This window comes from Microbulbifer maximicatervae (SeqCode), from assembly GCF_052467615.1.
Window position 1 is genome coordinate 1037755 of record NZ_CP174319.1, and the last position, 17895, is coordinate 1055649.

Consider the following 17895-nt stretch of genomic DNA (forward strand, 5'->3'; position numbering starts at 1 on the left):
CGCCAGTTCAAGGGGCGGTGATTTCGATAATTGTTGGTGTTTTGCGTTGCAGGGCTTCTGCGACTGCCGTAGCTAATTGCTGTGGTTTGTCGATGCGGCAACCTTCAGCGCCAAAAGATTTTGCCAGTGCGACAAAATCCGGAGTGCGAAGATTAACACCTTCTTGAGGTACTTCTGCGGCATCCATAAAGTCGCGAATCTCTCCATACCCGCTGTTATTCCAAACCAGTATTGGCAGGGGCAGTTGCTGTTCTACTGCAACGGCCAGCTCACCGAGAGTAAACATCAGGCCACCATCGCCGATCAAGGCAACTACATCCCGCTCGCTGGATAACTTGGCCCCGATCGAGGCGGGCAGGGCAAAGCCCAGCGTGCCGTAACCGGTGGTGCAGGTAATATGGCTGCGAGGGTGGTACAGCGGCAAGGCGTGGTTAGTGTTATAGGCCAGTTGTGTGGAGTCGGTAACCAGAATTCCCTCATCGGGCAGGGCTTCGCGCAGAGCTTCAACCCAAGGGAAGCGCTCCTCTGAACCTTCCCACCATTCTTTGCGGCAGTTACCGATTAATTGTGAAACTTCCTCTTCTGCGCGCTGTTTTGAGCTCTCTTCGCACTGAACCAGGGCTTCGCTTAACTGCTGAAGGCTTTCTGTTGCATCGGCACAGATGGCCAGGTCCGGCTGGGCATTGCTTACCAGTTGAGCCGGATCAATGTCGATACGGATTAGTTTGCCGGAGAAAGCGTAATCCTCTCTTACCAGATTGCGATCGGTTTCCGAAAGCTCTGTGCCAACGGCCAAGACCACATCGGCAGCTTCTACTCGCTCACGCACGCAATCAAAACTGAGATTGGCTCCGCCACACAGAGGAAGTCTTTCATCGACAACGCCTTTGGCGGCCAGAGACAGGAAGACTGGAGCTGCAATTTTTTCTGATACCTGTGTTGCCGCTTCTCCAGCAGATTGCGCGCCACCGCCCAGGAGAATCACCGGGCGTTCGGCAGCTTGCAGCCATTGGGAAGCAGTCGCGATAGCTGTCGCGTTGGCTGCCGGTACCATGGCATTGGGTGCCGCGCGGTAATCGTCCAGATTGCCGGACATAGGCGCCGGGAATAAATCGATAGGGATTTCGATATGGACAGGGCCGGGGCGGCTGGACTGCAACAGCTGGAATGCCCGTGCCATCACTTCCGGTAATTGTTCTGCCTGGGTCAGGGTGTGCTGCCAGATACAGAAGCCTCGACTGGCATCGCTTTGGCGGGGTAGCTCATGCAGGCGCCCACGGCCCATGCCAAGGTCTTCCCGGCGATTGACGGCGGAAATAACCAGCATAGGAATTGAGTCTGAGTAAGCTTGCGCCATCGCAGTGGCTGCGTTGGTCAGCCCCGGCCCAGTGATCAAGAAACAGACACCGGGTTTGCCGCTGGCGCGGGCATAGCCGTCTGCCATAAAGGCGGCGCCCTGCTCATGCCTTGGCGTGATATGCATCAAGTCGCTACCGGGCAGGCCGCGATACAGTTCAATGGTATGTACGCCGGGAATCCCGAAAACTTTTTCTACCTGGTATTCGCGCAGCAGGCGCATCAGCACCTGGGCGCATGTGGGCGCAGAGGACATAAGCACCATTTTCCTTATTCGTGTAAAAATGCAGTGAGCCTAGCGGCCCACCAAAAGCCGTGCAAGCACCCGCAGAGTCTGCACCTTCACAGGCAATATCGCAGGAAAATTGAGATTCACCCGGCACTGCGGCAGGAAACTTTGTACGTTTGGGTTACTTTGCCTGCCAGTAGATTTTGAGGAATTTGACGAGGTGGCTGCCGCACAATAGCCTTCCGGCACTTCGCTGAATAAACTTTGAGCTAGAACAACCGAGGAAGTATCACCATGGAAATCGATCAATGGCGTCGGGAATACCAAATGGGTGGTTTAAGGCGCTCTGAATTGAAGCCGACCCCCGTGGAGCAGTTTCGCAAGTGGCTTGCAGAAGCTGTTGAAGCAGAATTAGTTGATGCCAGCGCCATGTGTCTTGCCACCACTAACGCGGACGGGCACCCCTCGCAGCGTATTGTTTTGCTGAAAGGCTTCGATGAGAAGGGTTTCGTTTTCTATACCAATTTACAGAGTGACAAGGCCCGAGATATGGCCGTTAACCCTCAGGTGTCGCTGTTGTTTCCCTGGTGCCGTCTCGAGCGGCAGGTGATTGTTTATGGGAAGGTGGAGCCCGTTTCCCGCGAGCAGGCAGAGGCCTATTTCCAGTCGCGCCCCCTGGATAGCCAGTTGGCCGCATGGGCCTCGCACCAGAGCCGGCCGCTTTCGTCCAGGGAGGAACTGGAGCAGCAGTTTGATAAAGAAAAGGCTCGCTTTGCCGGTAAAACAATTCCATTGCCAGAATTTTGGGGCGGCTACTGTGTGGTGCCCAATGCGGTTGAATTTTGGCAAGGGGGTGAAAATAGATTGCACGATCGTTTTATTTATCGCCGTAAAGAAAAGGAAAGCTGGAATATAGAACGTCGCGCTCCCTAATTTTTATATTTATCTTTTCGTGGCCCAGCCCTTTGGGCCACAACTAACCGCTTAATCACGCCTCACTTTGTGAGTACCTATCCCCTGATATTGTGTTATAGCGGTGTCTTATCTGGCAATTTGTGGTCAAGGCCGCTTAGAATAATGCGCCATAAATATAGCTAAAACTAATGTCTTAAAAATTCTATAGATTCGATCGTTTTTGCAATTCGAATCCAAGGGTAGGTAGGGGAAATATGGCCATTATTGGTATCGACTTGGGAACCACAAATAGTGCTTGCGGGGTACTGACTGATGAAGGGGTAAAACTAATTCCCAACCGTTTGGGTGAAATTTTGACCCCGTCAGTTGTGGGGCTTGATGATTCTGGCACACTGCTAGTCGGCAAAACGGCTAAAGAACGTCTTATTAATCACAGTAGTACCACTGTGGCTGCGTTTAAGCGCTTGATGGGCACTGACCACAAAGTTTCCCTGGGGAAGCAAAAATTTAGTGCAACGGAACTCTCCTCGTTAATCTTACGTGCGCTCAAAGAAGATGCTGAAACTTTTCTTGGTGAAGAGGTAACCGAAGCGGTAATCAGTGTCCCAGCTTATTTTAATGATAATCAGCGCCATGCCACCAAGTTGGCAGGAGAGCTTGCGGGATTAAAAGTAGAGCGCCTTATTAACGAGCCAACTTCGGCTGCCATTGCTTACGGTTTACATGACAAGCGCGAAGGAAACTTCCTTATTTTAGATCTTGGGGGTGGCACCTTCGATGTTTCCATCCTGGAATTTTTTGATGGCATTATGGAAGTTCATGCTAGTGCCGGAGACAACTTCCTCGGTGGAGAGGATTTCGTTGAGGCAATGATCGATGATGTCCTGGCTGAGTTTGATATTAAGAAAGAGGCATTAAGCCCTCGCGATTTGCAAAACTTATATATGCAAATGGAAAGCGCCAAACGTCGAGTCAGCCAGCAGCCTGAGCAAAAACTTGAATTACAACTTGATGGGCGCTCCCTGCAATTCCAGGTGACCCCAGAGTGGTTTGAAAAACTCAGCACCCCTCTGTTGTTAAGAGCGAAACGGCCAATTGAGCGGGCAATGCGCGATGCAGATTTGCCCCCACAGAAAATTGATGAGGTGGTATTGGTTGGCGGTTCGACGCGCATGGCCCAGTTTCGTTCAATGGTTGGTCGAATGTTTGGCCGTCTGCCAGCCTGTCATTTGGACCCGGACACTGTCGTTGCGATGGGAGCAGCTATTCAGGCTGGCTTAAAAGAAAAGAACTCGGCACTGGATGATATTGTCCTGACTGATGTATGCCCTTACACCTTGGGGACGGGTGTTATCAATGAAGATAATCCGCAGCTCGGTGCTTACTTTATGCCTATTATTGAGCGCAATACCGTTGTGCCAGTTAGTGTTGTAAGGCGGGTTTGGACTGCTCGGGATGATCAAACCCAACTTTGTGTAGACGTATACCAGGGAGAGAATCGCTTGGTAGCTAAAAATGTGTACCTGGGTGAGATGACAGTTCCTGTGCCGAAAAAGCCTAAAGGGGAAGAATCGGCAGATATTCGCTATACCTACGATATGAATGGACTTTTAGAAGTGGATGTGACCGTGGTATCCACGGGTAAAACTTTCAACAAGTTAATTGAGTTTACGCCGGGGGCTCTCTCCGATGTACAAAAGGCTGAAGCCCTGCAAAAATTGGCAAAACTGAAATTCCACCCTCGTGAAGATGAGAAAAACCAAGCAATTATTGCTCGTGGTGAGCGCTTGTATGAATCCAGTCTGGGCGAGCAGCGTGAGTATATAGCTCAGTTACTGTCATCGTTTGATAGCGTCCTAGAAAGGCAAAACCCTACAGAAATTATTAAGGCTCGAACTGAGGTTAGTGAAATTCTGGATCGCTTGGATGGCGAGGACTGGATTTGATGAATCCCTGGGCCATTCTTGAAATTAACCCCATCACTGATGCTCGCGCGATTAAGCGTGCTTATGCAAAAAAACTAAAGCAAACCCGCCCGGATGAAAAACCGGAAGAATTCCAGGCACTTCATGCGGCTTATAAGCAAGCACTGAAACTGGCTGAGCAATTGCAAGAGGAAGTTGCTGGGCATACTGAAGTCTCCTTGGAAACTCCTTCACTTGGGCAGACAGAAAATACAAACCATGAGAAGGTTAATAGTGAAAGAGTAGCTGTACTAGAAGGGGTGCAGGAAGCAGAAGTGCGGTCTTCCGCTGATGAAGCGTCAACTCCGCTTGAAGCTGAGGAACTCCCAGTAAAACAAGAGGGCGCTTCTGACTCCTTGGAACAGAGCGAAGGTGTATCCCCTGATACGCAGCCAAGTGAATCTCGGGAAGCGCAAGATCCGGATAGAGATTTGCGTATCGAAGAGTTTCGGCGGGTGCTTAAGCAAGTGGATGAGATGCTCAATAATCACTTGGAAATGAGCTTGGAGAAAAGTTGGGGCTTTCTCACCAAGAGTCCCTATATGCTGGATGAGGAGTATAATTGGAACTTAGGTCTTTCTGTATTTGAACGCTTTGCCCAATTTAATCAAAATGCTGTAGAGGGGGGGAAGTCCGCAAGGTTTCGCCCGCAAGTAACGCCGAACATCCTGCAGTACTGTGACCAGTTGTTCGATTGGCGAGGGAATTCGTCTTACCTCTACCAAGCACTTGACGAGAAGTTGTGCAATAGCATATTTAATAGCTTGGAAACCCATGAGTCCCGTATTGATCCTTTGCAAGGGCTTCGTGGCGGGGGCAAGGTAGAGGCACAAAGTGAGGCTGAATTTGAAGAGCGCTATGAAAAGTATTATTTTGGGGATTTCCTGCCTAGAAGTGTTGCACTTTTTTTAGACTTGGTCATGACTTATATGGCTGTAGGTTCTCCGGCTACAGCTGCGATGATGAAGCTCTTTGATTTGCCGGAAGCTATAGCAGCCGCAAAAGTAATCCCTTTTTGTTTGGGGGCCTACTTGGTATTTGCTTGGATGTTTGAGTGTTCAAAACTTCAGGCAACACCAGGCAAGTATATAATGGGCTATCGGGTAACCAGTCAAAAATTCGAGCGGATAGGATACTTGCGAGGGCTTTGGAGGACTGTGAGTTTTGCAATCACTAGTGCATTTGGGCTTGTAACATGGATTATCAATTTCTTTTTAGGGAGCAAATTCCTGCACGATCGATTAAGTCGCACTTATGTAATTAATATGCGTAAGACCCATGACGAGCATTTACGCCGCCTGAGAAAAGCTTAGCTTTGGAGCGGGGATACGTTCCCGCTCTTCCCTTATCTATTTTTATCAGCTAGTCACGCTTATAAAACAACTGAATTATTGGGTTGTTTTTAATATGTTCTTTATTATTATTCCCCTGGCGATATTGTTTGGACTTTACCAAGCAGGAACAAGGCGGGCTATACCGTAAAGCCCAGCTGCTTGCGGGATATCTTTTTTTTACAGTTGCCGCAGAACAGGCTTCCTTGTTGTATCTGTTTTCTGCTATTCCATTTGACCTGGCATATATAGCGACGAGTTTTGTTTTCATACCTTTGCGCATGTTTTGGGGAGGCTTTATGGCAGCTCGAACCACAGAGGCCACTGTAACCATGAATATAAAAATTGTTATGGTCCTTGCGGCTTTGCATTATCTGTTGATTACCTATTTTGCATTTATGAATCATTCAGGTTGGTTGAATGTGTACTCTCTATAGGTGTATATCCCTTGTCTGATAGCTGGGCAGAGAAAAGGGCCTTAGTATTTCGGTAAGGTTTAAGTTTTGAGGGTTTGCTTTAGGGCGTGGCCCTCAAAGCTAACTGAGGAAGGTTTTTAGAGTATATTGTGGGTTGAGAACCCCATGCGTTTTATTGTTTTGACGAGAATTTAGGGTTATTCCTATTTTTAATCATTGACGATGTAATAGCTTATCTTTAAGTGAGATTAGTTGATGAGCCTGATGTGTTGTTGCTCATGCTTCCAGAGATACTGTAAGTCACAAGTAACGGTGTGTGTACTGTATCAGCCTAAAAAATATCTACGTTTTTACATAGTATTCTTGACTGCAAGCCCTTTTACTTAAGGTGCCTCTTAAAAGCTTCAGACCACCTATTGGAATCATATTAAGTGGCGAGCGGCTAGAAGTGCTTCTTAAGATAAGTCGACTTGCATGTTTGAGAGACTGGTACTTGATTATAACTAGATGTCTCTGAAAACCCTCAGTTAAGTGAATTTGAATTCATTGTTTAAAAGGAGTATTTTCTGGGAGTAAGCTTTGCTTTAAAGGCTTTCTCTATCCCTCGATCATAGCCTGGATTAACAACACTACCGTGATTCTCGTTATCAAATACACGTTTTCTTAGAGTAAGGCTATTGTAGTTACGGGACTTCAGTCTTTTTACTAGTTGAGAGAAGTCTTTTACTGCGCAAACTGAGTCGATTTCACTGCAAGTCTCCTCACCACCAATAAATAAATACACACTTTTTCCTAAATCGGCATTGCGTTCTGCATAGGCCAATTCACTATCTAAAATTTGCTTATCGGCCCACCAAATACTGGGGCTTCCAATGATATATCGGTCAAAGCTATTGGTGTGGTTAAAAAGTGCATGGAGAGCCAGAAGCCCACCCAGGGAATGGCCCACTAGGGTTTCGTCTTCTTCGTTACCTTTAAAATTATTATTGATAAAGGGTTTGAGTTCCTCTTCGATAAACTCAAGAAAGTGATCGGCGCCGCCACCTAGTTCAGCACCTTTGATCACACCAGGCACGGGGGTGAAATCCATTACTCGCTGGGCGAAATTCGGGCTGTCAAAAGCGTGGGAGATACCTACCAGAATTACAGGGGGCATTTTGACATTGCCAAACTCATCGGGAACCTGTTCCTGAAGAAGGTTAGGAGCTGTCATAGGAAAATGCAGAAAGCCATCGGTCATATAAATGACTGGATAGCGATCGGTGTTTTCCGGGGTGTACGAGAGAGGCAGCATTATGTCGATAACGTACTCACGCTCTAGTAAATCAGAGTAAAAGTTGTAGGACAGTATCCCCGGGCGGGTGAAAGTTGTGGGTTCGGCACTGCCGGCTGCTGCCAGCTGGCAACAGGTACTAAGAATACCTATCACTAATAATCTAATTATTTTCATTGCTATCCCTGAGGGGCGCTGAAACTTACCTGTTATCGCCCTGCTTACTAGAGGTATCTATATGGAAGCCTAACAGATAGGTAAAGGGAATCGCTAGCTGGGGAGGGGGTTACTGCCGCAGGAATCACTCTTCATCGCAAGTTTTTGCTCAAGAAGTGGTCGTAATCACAGAAATAGGGATATTGCACTTGGGAACCACGCCCACTGAGAAGAGGATGGGCGGGAAGGGGATGTCCCCTCCCTGGCTCAGGCAATGACGTTTTTAGTGTTGTATAGGTGCTGGGCCATCCGTAGGGAGCCGACTTCACCGGATCTTCCCACTAGTTTTGGTGCAACGATATACCGTTCAATATTACTTTCTGAGACTTGAGGAAAGTAACCACCGGCTAAGGCTAGGAATTTTTGTCTTACACGGTTGAATAGGTGCGCCTGTATCATCACTCCACCCCCCAGTATGATCCGCTGTGGGGAATAGCAGCTGGTAAGGTTGACACACATAGTGGCCAGATACTCCGCCTCCAGGTCCCAGGCCGGGTGGTGTTGTTCGAGGTGTTGGCCACGCAGTCCCCAACGCTCCTCTATCGCAGGACCTGAGGCCAGTCCTTCAAGGCAGTTGTTATGAAATGGGCAGTTGCCTTTAAAAGAATCCTTTTGGCTGTCTCTAGGCATCAACATATGCCCAATTTCCGGGTGCATAGATCCATTGATCAGCTGCCCGTCGATCATAATGCCGGCGCCGATGCCGGTACCGATGGTGACGTAGACAAAGTTCTTTACATCTGTAGCGGCGCCGCAGAGGTGCTCTCCAAGGGCGGCGCCATTAACATCTGTATCGAAAGCAACTGGTACCGACAGGGCTTGGCTGAAGTAGCCAGCCATATTGGTATTGGACCAGCCAGCTTTAGGTGTTTGGGTGATATAGCCATAGTAGGCGGATTCTGGGTCCAGGTTTACCGGGCCAAAGCTGGCTATGCCCAGCGCAGAAACAGTGCCGTGGCGCTGACTGCTTTCGTGAAAAAACTGAGCGACCTTGGATAGCGTATGTTCTGGATCGGTGGTTGGGAAGCTGGCTCGCTCACGGATGTCATTAATCCCAGCAGCTACCACACAGTTAAATTTGGTACCACCGGCTTCAATTCCGCCGAGCAAGGTATCTACCGCATTGCCTTGCATTTCCATCCTAATCCGCTCCCCGGGTTACATAAGTTATTCGTATTATCAGTTGATGGTTGCTGAAATTACACTACTGATAGTTTATAGCTGGTTATATTGTTTCTGAAAGAAAAAAACCGAGCGCCGGTGGGGGCCAGACGCTCGGGGTTTGCAAAGCTATGGGCAGAACTGCAAACCACTTACTAGAGTAGGGAAGAACAACGATCAAAAAGCGTAATTGAAACTGACACTTGTGGAGCGGCCACTGATAGCCCGTCCGCGTACTATGTCTCCAACTTCTGCGTAAGACTCTTCAACTTCGGTAACAACAAATTCATCGGTGAGGTTGTTTACATTAAAGGAAACGGTAAGGTCCTCTGTCAGGTAATAAGAACCAAACAGATTGACCAGGACATAACCTTCCTGTTTCAACTGGTTGGAGTCAGAAACAAAATATTCTGTAGACCCTTGGAGGCTTGCACCAAATGTAAAGTCATCGCCAAAGTTATATTGCGGTGTAATCGTGTAAATGAAATCAGCTTGGCGGCGCGGCGTATTACCTACGACAGAACTGTCGTTGGCATCTTTTGAAATTTCGGCGTCGGTCCAGGTGAGGTTTCCATTTACGGAAAAGTCTCCATAACTGTAGGCTGCTTCCAGCTCGATTCCTTGGGCTTCATACTCGCGTACAAACGTTAAGCCGCTAGTGATTTCTGCGTTGGTCTCTTCAGTGACCGTATTGAAGTAAGTTGCAAAGAAATCCAGATCGCCGGTTGAGAGTTTGTATCCAATTTCCAGCTGGTCCACAGAGTCGAAGCCATCGGTGGTGTCGGTTAGGCTTCCGTCACTGTTGAGGGCGCCGCTAATTTGCAGGAGCCGATCGGCAATTGCTCGGCCACCCTCGCTGTAGCGGGCAAAAATAGCCATGCTGTCGTTGAGAATATAATTTCCACCGAGAGAGAAAGAGGTGTTGTCTGCATCGTAGTCAACGAGCTGGGTGGATCCATTGGCCATTGTGATGACGCCGCCGGTGAATCCAAAGGCATCGGAAGCGCTAGCACTTTCCACATCGCTGATAATACCATCGCCATTCAGATCGTAGTCTGTATCACCACCGCAGCAGCTGGAAACCAGGGAGCCTTTGGCGTTGACCATATCGTGGCGGGCGCTGACATCGAAGGTAAAGTCGCCGATGTCGATCGCCACATTCATATAGGGTGCATAAGTTTCATATTCCAGGTCCCAGGCCCAGGAAAGAAAGCTTGCAGACCAGACCCCATCATCTACCAGTACATCTCCGTTGGCATTGGCAGTTATGGTGAGGTTTTCAGAATTGCTGCCGTCAACAGTTTGAACTAGGGCATTCCAACTATTCCAGCTGGTTTTGATATTTTGGTTGGAGTAATAGAACCCACCGGAAACAACAATATTATCGCCAATTAATTTATCGACTTTAAAGTCGTTAACTATCAGACCCAAATCGTGTATTTCTGTATCAAAGAGCAGGTCGACATAGGCGAGGCCTTCGGCCTCTTCACCATTGGCATAAGTCACCGTTGTGCCGGCGCTACAGTCTATGGCCTCTCCGCTACTGCCTACGGCATTTGCACAAATGGTATCAGCCATATCCTGTGTGGATTGTGGTCCGTAATCGCCGAAAGTATCGGTAAAGGGGGAAATAAAGCTGCCGCTAACATCAGAAATTCTGAATTTGTCGGTAACAGTCCAGCCATCATTAAATTCGAATTTGGTTTCAAAGCCATAGGCTTCCACCAGAGATTCGATACCGTCGGATAAGTCGCGGGTTACCGGATTGCCGTAGGCATCAAAAGTGGAAATGTATCGATAATTATCGGAATGTAGGGTTTGGCTGCTGGCATCGAAGTTGGCAACCGTGCCGAATTCACCATCGCCCTTATAGGTTACAGGGCCAGGAAGATAAGTTGTTAACCGGTCATCGAGATGTTTGTAATAGAGGCGGACATAACCGTTATCAAACTCTTTGGTGAGGTTGGCCTTGAGTTGGCCGCCGGAATCCCCATCAAAGCCGGTCTCGCGGATGCCTTCTCCCTCTCTTAAAAATCCGCCGACATAGAATCGCAAAGTGTCATTCAAGTGGTGGCCATAGCCAAAGTCCAGGCGGGACTCATCGTAGTCCGCACCAAACGAAAGTCCTACATTACCACCTTCTTCTTCGCCGGTATTGCTGATCATATTGATCACACCGCCAGGGGAATTACTGGCAAAGGTGGAGGCAGAGCCGCCGCGTACGCTTTCTATACGTGCGAGAGAGGAGTCGGTGCGAACAAAGTTGTCAGTGTTACCGAAATTAATATCGCCGTATTCTAATACAGGCAATCCGTCTTCCTGGATTTGCATATATTTGGAGCCGCCAGTTGCCAGGGGAATACCCCTAACGGTGATATTTGCATTGCCGCCGCCACCGGAGGATTCCGCCCGAATACCGGGTAAGCTGCGGAACAGCTCTGCGGTAGAGCGCGGGGCGTACTTCGCCATTTCCTCAGTGTCCAGTGCACTAACGGATACGCTGGATTCCATCTTGGTAACCGGTCGGGCGGTTGCGGTAACCATCACCTCTTCAATTTCCGGCATTTCCTCAGCTGTTGCCGGTACCGCTACGCTGGAGGCCATGGCAACTGCCAGGGCTATGGAGTGTGGTTTAAAGTGTTTCTGTGTCTCTGAACCTGCTTGGAAGCCCTCTGCAATCACGGCGCTCTCCTCAATCATCTCTTATGGTTATTAGATTTTTCACGGCCCGTTCTCTGCGGGCTCGAGACTCTCTTCCTGTTACCGCATGGGTGGGACCTCTCCCCGCGAACACATTTATTAAATCACTGTGATTTAATAAAGGCAACACGAAAATTTGCGGAATTTACGCAGTGGAATCAGCAAATAGATAAGTAAACCAAGGGGAAGTAGTGATTTTCGCGGTATCGATCTTTGCTTTTGGTGACAGTGCTGCTTGTCTTTCTAAGTAGCACTGGTTGCGGGAGAAGGGGATACGGGGCAGTAGATGCTTCTGGTGAGCATCTACCTAAGGATTTGGTTGCGACTCCTGCCTGCTAGTCTTTGGCCAATTCCAGTTGTCCATCGTCCATAAACTCGATGCGCTTGGGGTCGCAGATACCGCCGATAAAGTTGCCCTCTGCATCGTCCCGATTAAAAGCCAGCAGATACCATTGTTGGTCCGGCCCCTGGATAACCCGGCCGGAATAGAGTGATCCCTGCTGGTCTGCGCCGATAAAGCCATCTCCAACCACTTCGTATGGGCCATTCAGATCATCGGCGATAAAATATTTTGTGCCAGTCAGTGGTGTGCCCTGCATGGATTGTCGATGGGCAGTGCTGTGGAACTTTGTCGATACTGAGCAGAATAAGTAGTAGCGGCCATGGATATATTCAATTTGCGGTACTTCCATTTCGCCATACCAACCGGGAGCCAATACCGGTTGCCCCACTTTCCAGTGAATTAAGTCCGTTGAACTGGCATAGCCAACTGCGCCACGCCCATCAGGGCTGCCCTGGTTACAGCGCGCAGTGAGATACATATGGTAGAGATTCTGCGAGGGGTCTTTAACGATCCATGGGTCACGCCAGGATGCATCGTGCCAATATTCAAGGTTCAGGCCATCGTAGAAATTGGGATCTAATTCCACCAGGGGGTTGTTGGGGTGTTTTTCCCAGTGTAATAAGTCTTTGGAAGTTGCCAGGCAGACCCGCTGAACCAGACCTTTCTCTGAATATTTAGTACCGGTATAAAACATATACCAGGTATCGCCTTCTCTGTGTACACAGCCGGTCCAGGTAGTGTAAGAGTCTGCAGCTTCCTCACTGGCGGTTGCAGTTCGAGGTGAGGGTTTTAATGCATCCTGGAGCGTTGTCCAATGAATGAGGTCCGTAGAAACGGCATGACCGACAGATACATTCCAGTGGCGCAGCTCAGGATCGCCCAGTGATTTATCGGCTTGAAGGTAAAATACATGGTACTGGTCGCCGTCCTGCGCGAACCAAAAATCCCATACCCATTTATTATCGAGATTAAATGCCATGATATTTACCTCATTAGTGCTGATTGGAAATTTTCCGGTGAGTTATTGCTTTGATTATTCTTAAGGAGCCCAGAGTTATTTTTATGCTTTTCTGGGGTTCCAATTAAGGCGCAATCAGGTAGATATTCTTCCTGGTATGCCGCCCTTTAATAGAACTGTTTTATCCGGTGCAAAAATTGAGTAAAAAGGCAGAATCGCACCGCCTGTGGCGATGGCATCGACTCCAATTTTTCCACTGACAATTTTGGGCGCAAATACGCCTGAAGGCGCCACCTGCTTTATCCTGCGAGAAATCATTTCGACCAGTTCGTCTAATAAAAAGCGGGGTAAATGCGCATCGACAATAATAGCCTCCAGGTCCAGTACGCTGTTTGCCGATAGAAATGCATAAACCAGCGCATCTGCACAGTCGTCCAGCCACTCCTGGATCTGAGGGCGGGCCTGGTCCATTACCGTTTCAAGTTCGGAAGTGCTGGTAATTTCGATGCCGCACTCTCGTAAATGTCTGCGCAGCCCAAATAGTGAAGCGCGATTGAGGAGTAGCTCAAATGCCCCTTGATTTTCAGGGGTACTGCTAAGTTTTGAGGGGGGCACTGGCAGGGAAACCAGATTGCCCGCATTGCCATGGACGCCGGTTTCCAGGCTGCCATTTAATACCAGGCCTCCACCGATAAAGGTCCCGATATAAACGTAGAGAAAATTGGATATGTCCTGGCCATTGCCAAACTGCAATTCGGCAACAGCAGCAGCGGAACAGTCGTTCTCGAAGAAGACCGGCAGATGTGTGCGCTGAGCAACTTCTTCAGCAAAATTAATTTCTTTCCACTGGGCCGCTAGTTCCTCGCTCATATTGAGCTCTTCAGTCCAGGCGCCGATAAACCAGGGCATAGCGATACCAACGCCCACTAGTTTCCCTCTGTCTTTAGCGGGTAGGGTATCAGTAAGTGCCTGGAGGCCCGATTCAATTTTTGCCAATAAAAATTCGGGCTCCGGGAATTCAAACTCGTGGCAAATCTTCTTTAGTACTGTGCCACCAAAATCCATTAGTAGCAGCTCGATATTGCGCCGTCCCACCTTGATACCGACAGAGTAAGCACCAGTAGGGTTAATAACGTACATAATCGAGGGTTGGCCTTTGCCGCCCAGTCGGCGCCCCTCTCGCATTACCAGCCCTGCGCTTTCCAAATCATCGACAATCCGGGTAACCGCCTGAGCGGTGAGGTCAGTTTGGCGCGCTAGGTCGGACTTGGAGGCTGCGCCAGTCTTCCGCAGGGTCGTAAGCACCACTCGCTCGTTATAACGGCGTAAACCACTGGAATTGCTACCTTTACCCATCCGTGCCCCCTGAGATGAAACGTGATCTGATCCGGCCACTGATTGTCCGGTTCTATTGTTAAAAGTGTAACTTTAAAGCCCTTGCTTAGTCTATTGACTTCGTTGGTACTAAGATCAGAGTTTATATAACCTATTGATTAATATAACTTTTTTTGTTTGTTGAAGCTTGGCTTTACTTAATTAAATCACTGTGATTTAATTTTCGGCCAAGTTCAAGCAAATCATTCTAAAAATACGCTGCTAGCAGTGAACGAGGAAGTTATGCCGGTCGATTTTGGTCTCCACCCAGTCGATGCGACCATTCTGGTCGTCTATTTCGTTTTCACCATCGCCCTTGGGCTCTTCCTAAGTCGCCGCCACGATACTGCAGAGGATTACTTCCTCGCTGGGAGGAAAATGGTATGGCCCTTGATTGGCTTATCCCTGTTCGCTTCCAATATATCGAGCACCACTTTGATCGGCTTAGCCGGAGATGCTTACAGCACTGGCATAGCGGTCTTTAACTATGAGTGGATGGCGGCGGTTATCCTGGTTTTCTTTGCCGTTTTCTATCTGCCCACAATTCTTCGCTCGCGCATTTACACGATGCCGGAAATGCTTGAGCGTCGCTTTAACAGCACCGCGCGCACTTATTTTTCGGGATTGACTATTTTCCTGAATATTGTGGTTGATACTGCAGGTAGCCTCTATGCAGGGGCCCTGGTAATGAAATTGATATTTCCTGAATTACCAATTTGGACCACGATTTCAATTTTGGCGGTGATCGCGGGTATCTACACCATCTGTGGAGGTTTGGCTGCGGTTATCTATACCGACACCATTCAGGCGCTGCTGCTGATATTTGGTTCAATCCTGATCAGTATTTTTGCCCTGGATCGCGCAGGAGGTTGGGAAAATGTTGTATCCCAGGTCTCCGAGGAACAATTGAGTCTGATACGGCCCATTGGTGATTCGAGCGTACCCTGGTTGGGGCTAATTACGGGAGTCACTTTGCTGGGCTTTTATTTCTGGTGTACTAACCAATTTATGGTGCAAAGGGTACTCAGTGCAAAAGATGTTAATCACGGCCGCTGGGGAGCCTTATTTGCCGGTCTACTCAAACTTCCCGTGCTGTTTATCATGGTTCTGCCTGGCACTATGGCGATTGTTATTTTCCCCGAGCTAGAGCGCGCAGATATGGTTTATCCCACTCTGTTATTTGAGCTGTTGCCTGTTGGTATCCTGGGGCTAGTGTTGGCAGGTTTTGTTGCTGCACTAATGTCACAAATTGATTCCACGCTTAATTCAGCTTCCACGCTGGTGACCATGGACTTTGTGCGGAAGTTTTTTCCGGGCCTAAACCAGCACCAGTTAATGCGTGTAGGTCAGCTGGTCACCTTTATCTTTATGATACTTGCCGTACTTTGGGCACCACAAATTGAGAGTTTTGGTTCCTTATTCCAGTATCTGCAGAAGGTACTTTCCTATGCAGTTCCCCCTGTACTGGCACTTTTCCTGATCGGATTCTTTTGGCGTGGTGCTAACTCCAAGGGAGCTATAGCTACTTTGCTGTTAGGCACCTTGGGCGGTGTTGGCCTCTTTTTTGTCAATGAAGTCTTCGACTGGACAAACTTACATTTCCTCTATATTGCTCCAATTTTATTTGTCTTCTGTTCACTGGTATTGGTGATTGCCAGCCTACTTTATCCTACTGAGATTAGCGAAGAAGCCAAATCTTTCACTTGGTCTAAAAGTGATTTTGACACTGAGACCGTATCCCTGAAAGCACAGCCACTATGGAAAAACTATCGAGTTCAGTCTGTGCTACTGCTTGTGGTTACTGCGTTGGTGGTTGGTTCGTTCTGGTAGCGCGAAGTCAGATTACTTCTATTTTTCACCCCACAGGATGGAAAACTTAAACAATAAAGGCAATACAGGAGGGTTGGACACGGACGAAGTTGACAAAAGGTTGTACTCAGATAGTTGTATCCGTTTAAAAGAATAATCTTATAAAGAAGGTGTTGACTATGAAGTATTTCGTCACAGCGATGTTAGGTTTATTGGCTTCTGTGCAGATTAGTGCAACAGAAAATATTTTGGATCAGTACTTTAATACATCAGATAATGGTGGGACCCTAAGGTACGATACAATATTTCAGTATGGTAAGAGTGGGAATGGTAGCGATTTCGATATGTGCGATAGCTATGTTACCACCCGAATCCCTGGAGATAAGATCACCGCTATAACCAGTTTTAGCGGTGATGAGAGAATCAAAGGGTTAAAACTCGAATACTTATATGCAGGAGATGAGGAGGTTGGTAAAACCACTATCTCCGGGTATCGAAAGTTGCTTGGTGCTACCGAATATATTCAGGGTTGGCGCTTCTATAAAAAGCGCGATGGCAATATTTCCAGGATTCGAGTCTACTTGAAAGACATGGCTGATAACTCAACCCGTGATATTACCTTTGGAGGTAATAATGGCTGGTATAAGTGGGAGGAATACCATCTAAGTATTGGAACCCGGTCAGTAGTTGGATTTGCTGGTACTGCGAGTGATAGTAAAGTTTGGAGTATTTACCCTTGCGTTGCGGATCGTTTGGAATTGGTGGAATCTGGCGTAGAGATTCACTGGGATCAGATTGTGGAAACCCCCAACAATACCAGGACATTCTTTGGTGAGAGATTACTTGAGAACTCTGGCAGTATTGCCCAAAACGACAGTACAGAAGTCTGGTATACCGACGGGAAGAGTGAAACAGATACCTGGACTAATACTATGGGTATTTCGGTTACTGCTGGAGTTAGCTTGACCGAGGGTTACAAAGTCGGTGTTCCCGGCACTGTTGAAAATAGTGGCTCCATTACATTCAGTTTTTCTGAGACTTTTAGTGTTTCAACGACCGTTGGGGAAACATCGACCAAAAGCAACCAGGAAACTGTTAAAGATGCCATGCCATCTAATGTACCCGCCTATGGATTGATGATGGCGCGGATGATGGTGGAAAATAGCGAGGTTGAAGTTCCCTATACCACAACGGTCATGAATCCCCATAATGGTGATGAGTTCGAGTTGTCAGGAGTTATCAAAGGTTCCAGCTATTCCAATGCGCGGAAACGCTGGGATGAAGTGGGGCGGGCCTATCCGACTCGTTATGAGATATACCAGAGTTATGCTTGGGTGATCGAGTACTATGGGTTGGAAAATGCAAGTTTGATAGATGATCCGGATATTTTTTAGATTGATATTGATAAGAATTGACTGGCCCAAATTATAAAGGGCCAGTCAATCATATGAGATTTGGCTACTCATCATGAAACCGGATTGAGCCTAAGCGAATCCTGTCATCTTCACATCCGTAATAACTAAACTTTACAGTTTTCTGGGACATATAAGCGGAAAGCAGAAAAGATACTTTGGTGTTGTATATGGCAGAGTCGTCATTGATAAGAAAAAAGGTGTTTTTGCTCACGCAGCTCACCTCTGTCTCTGGATTGACAAATCCTCTAAGTCTGACATCTACACCATTCGAGTGTACTTTTAAGTAGTAAATTTGCGCCTTCTCTGTCCAAGCGGCATCGCTGATAAGTGGCAGTGTAAATGGGATACTCAAAAGTAAATATATTAGAGACTTCATCCTTGATTCCTTACCAATTTATAAGTGGTAATTAAACCTTTGCTCTCCATGTTGGTTAA

13 protein-coding genes are annotated in these 17895 nt (G+C 47.9%); 6 read left to right on the plus strand and 7 right to left on the minus strand.

The annotated features are described in order from the left end of the window. Positions 1–7 precede the first annotated feature (7 nt). A complete protein-coding gene (locus tag ACJJIM_RS04775) occupies positions 8–1612 on the minus strand; it encodes a 5-guanidino-2-oxopentanoate decarboxylase (RefSeq protein WP_444912546.1) in 1605 nt (534 codons plus the stop codon). Positions 1613–1879: 267 nt separating this feature from the next. Here ACJJIM_RS04775 and pdxH point away from each other — a divergent pair, with 267 nt between their 5' ends. The 4 genes from pdxH (at position 1880) to ACJJIM_RS04795 (ending at position 6232) form a co-directional block, all read left to right on the plus strand. After that, positions 1880–2518: a pyridoxamine 5'-phosphate oxidase gene (pdxH, locus tag ACJJIM_RS04780; protein WP_444912547.1), complete on the plus strand. Its 639-nt coding sequence runs from the start codon at positions 1880–1882 to the stop codon at positions 2516–2518. 236 nt (positions 2519–2754) lie between these two features. After that, entirely contained in the window at positions 2755–4446 is a 1692-nt protein-coding gene (locus ACJJIM_RS04785; protein WP_444912548.1) for an Hsp70 family protein, read from the plus strand. Further along, positions 4446–5777 carry an RDD family protein gene (locus ACJJIM_RS04790; protein WP_444912549.1) on the plus strand — a complete coding sequence of 444 codons (1332 nt, stop codon included), beginning with the start codon at positions 4446–4448 and terminating at the stop codon, positions 5775–5777. The genes ACJJIM_RS04785 and ACJJIM_RS04790 overlap by 1 nt, the downstream gene beginning before the upstream one ends. A gap of 128 nt (positions 5778–5905) precedes the next feature. Continuing rightward, complete coding sequence (locus ACJJIM_RS04795; protein WP_444912550.1) at positions 5906–6232, plus strand: hypothetical protein; 327 nt, start codon at positions 5906–5908, stop codon at positions 6230–6232. Between the two features lie 529 nt (positions 6233–6761). Here the strand turns inward: ACJJIM_RS04795 and ACJJIM_RS04800 are convergent. The 5 genes from ACJJIM_RS04800 to ACJJIM_RS04820 all read right to left on the minus strand — a co-directional run bounded on the left by ACJJIM_RS04800 (position 6762) and on the right by ACJJIM_RS04820 (position 14218). Continuing rightward, positions 6762–7661 (minus strand): alpha/beta hydrolase, encoded by a 900-nt coding sequence (locus tag ACJJIM_RS04800; RefSeq protein WP_444912551.1) that lies wholly within the window; start codon positions 7659–7661, stop codon positions 6762–6764. Positions 7662–7907: 246 nt separating this feature from the next. Continuing rightward, a complete protein-coding gene (locus ACJJIM_RS04805; protein ID WP_444912552.1) occupies positions 7908–8840 on the minus strand; it encodes an ROK family protein in 933 nt (310 codons plus the stop codon). A 198-nt stretch (positions 8841–9038) separates the two neighbouring features. Further along, positions 9039–11561, minus strand: a complete 2523-nt coding sequence (locus tag ACJJIM_RS04810; protein WP_444912553.1) for a TonB-dependent receptor — start codon at positions 11559–11561, stop codon at positions 9039–9041. Positions 11562–11896: 335 nt separating this feature from the next. Next, positions 11897–12883 carry a hypothetical protein gene (locus ACJJIM_RS04815; RefSeq protein ID WP_413665021.1) on the minus strand — a complete coding sequence of 329 codons (987 nt, stop codon included), beginning with the start codon at positions 12881–12883 and terminating at the stop codon, positions 11897–11899. A gap of 114 nt (positions 12884–12997) precedes the next feature. Continuing rightward, complete coding sequence (locus ACJJIM_RS04820; protein ID WP_444912554.1) at positions 12998–14218, minus strand: ROK family transcriptional regulator; 1221 nt, start codon at positions 14216–14218, stop codon at positions 12998–13000. A 246-nt stretch (positions 14219–14464) separates the two neighbouring features. Here ACJJIM_RS04820 and ACJJIM_RS04825 point away from each other — a divergent pair, with 246 nt between their 5' ends. Beyond that, on the plus strand, positions 14465–16066 hold the full coding sequence (locus tag ACJJIM_RS04825) for a sodium:solute symporter (RefSeq protein ID WP_444912555.1): 1602 nt from the start codon (positions 14465–14467) through the stop codon (positions 16064–16066). Between the two features lie 158 nt (positions 16067–16224). Then, on the plus strand, positions 16225–17439 hold the full coding sequence (locus ACJJIM_RS04830) for a hypothetical protein (RefSeq protein WP_444912556.1): 1215 nt from the start codon (positions 16225–16227) through the stop codon (positions 17437–17439). 64 nt (positions 17440–17503) lie between these two features. Here ACJJIM_RS04830 and ACJJIM_RS04835 read toward each other — a convergent pair whose 3' ends face one another. Beyond that, positions 17504–17836 carry a hypothetical protein gene (locus ACJJIM_RS04835; protein ID WP_444905878.1) on the minus strand — a complete coding sequence of 111 codons (333 nt, stop codon included), beginning with the start codon at positions 17834–17836 and terminating at the stop codon, positions 17504–17506. Positions 17837–17895: the final 59 nt, after the last annotated feature.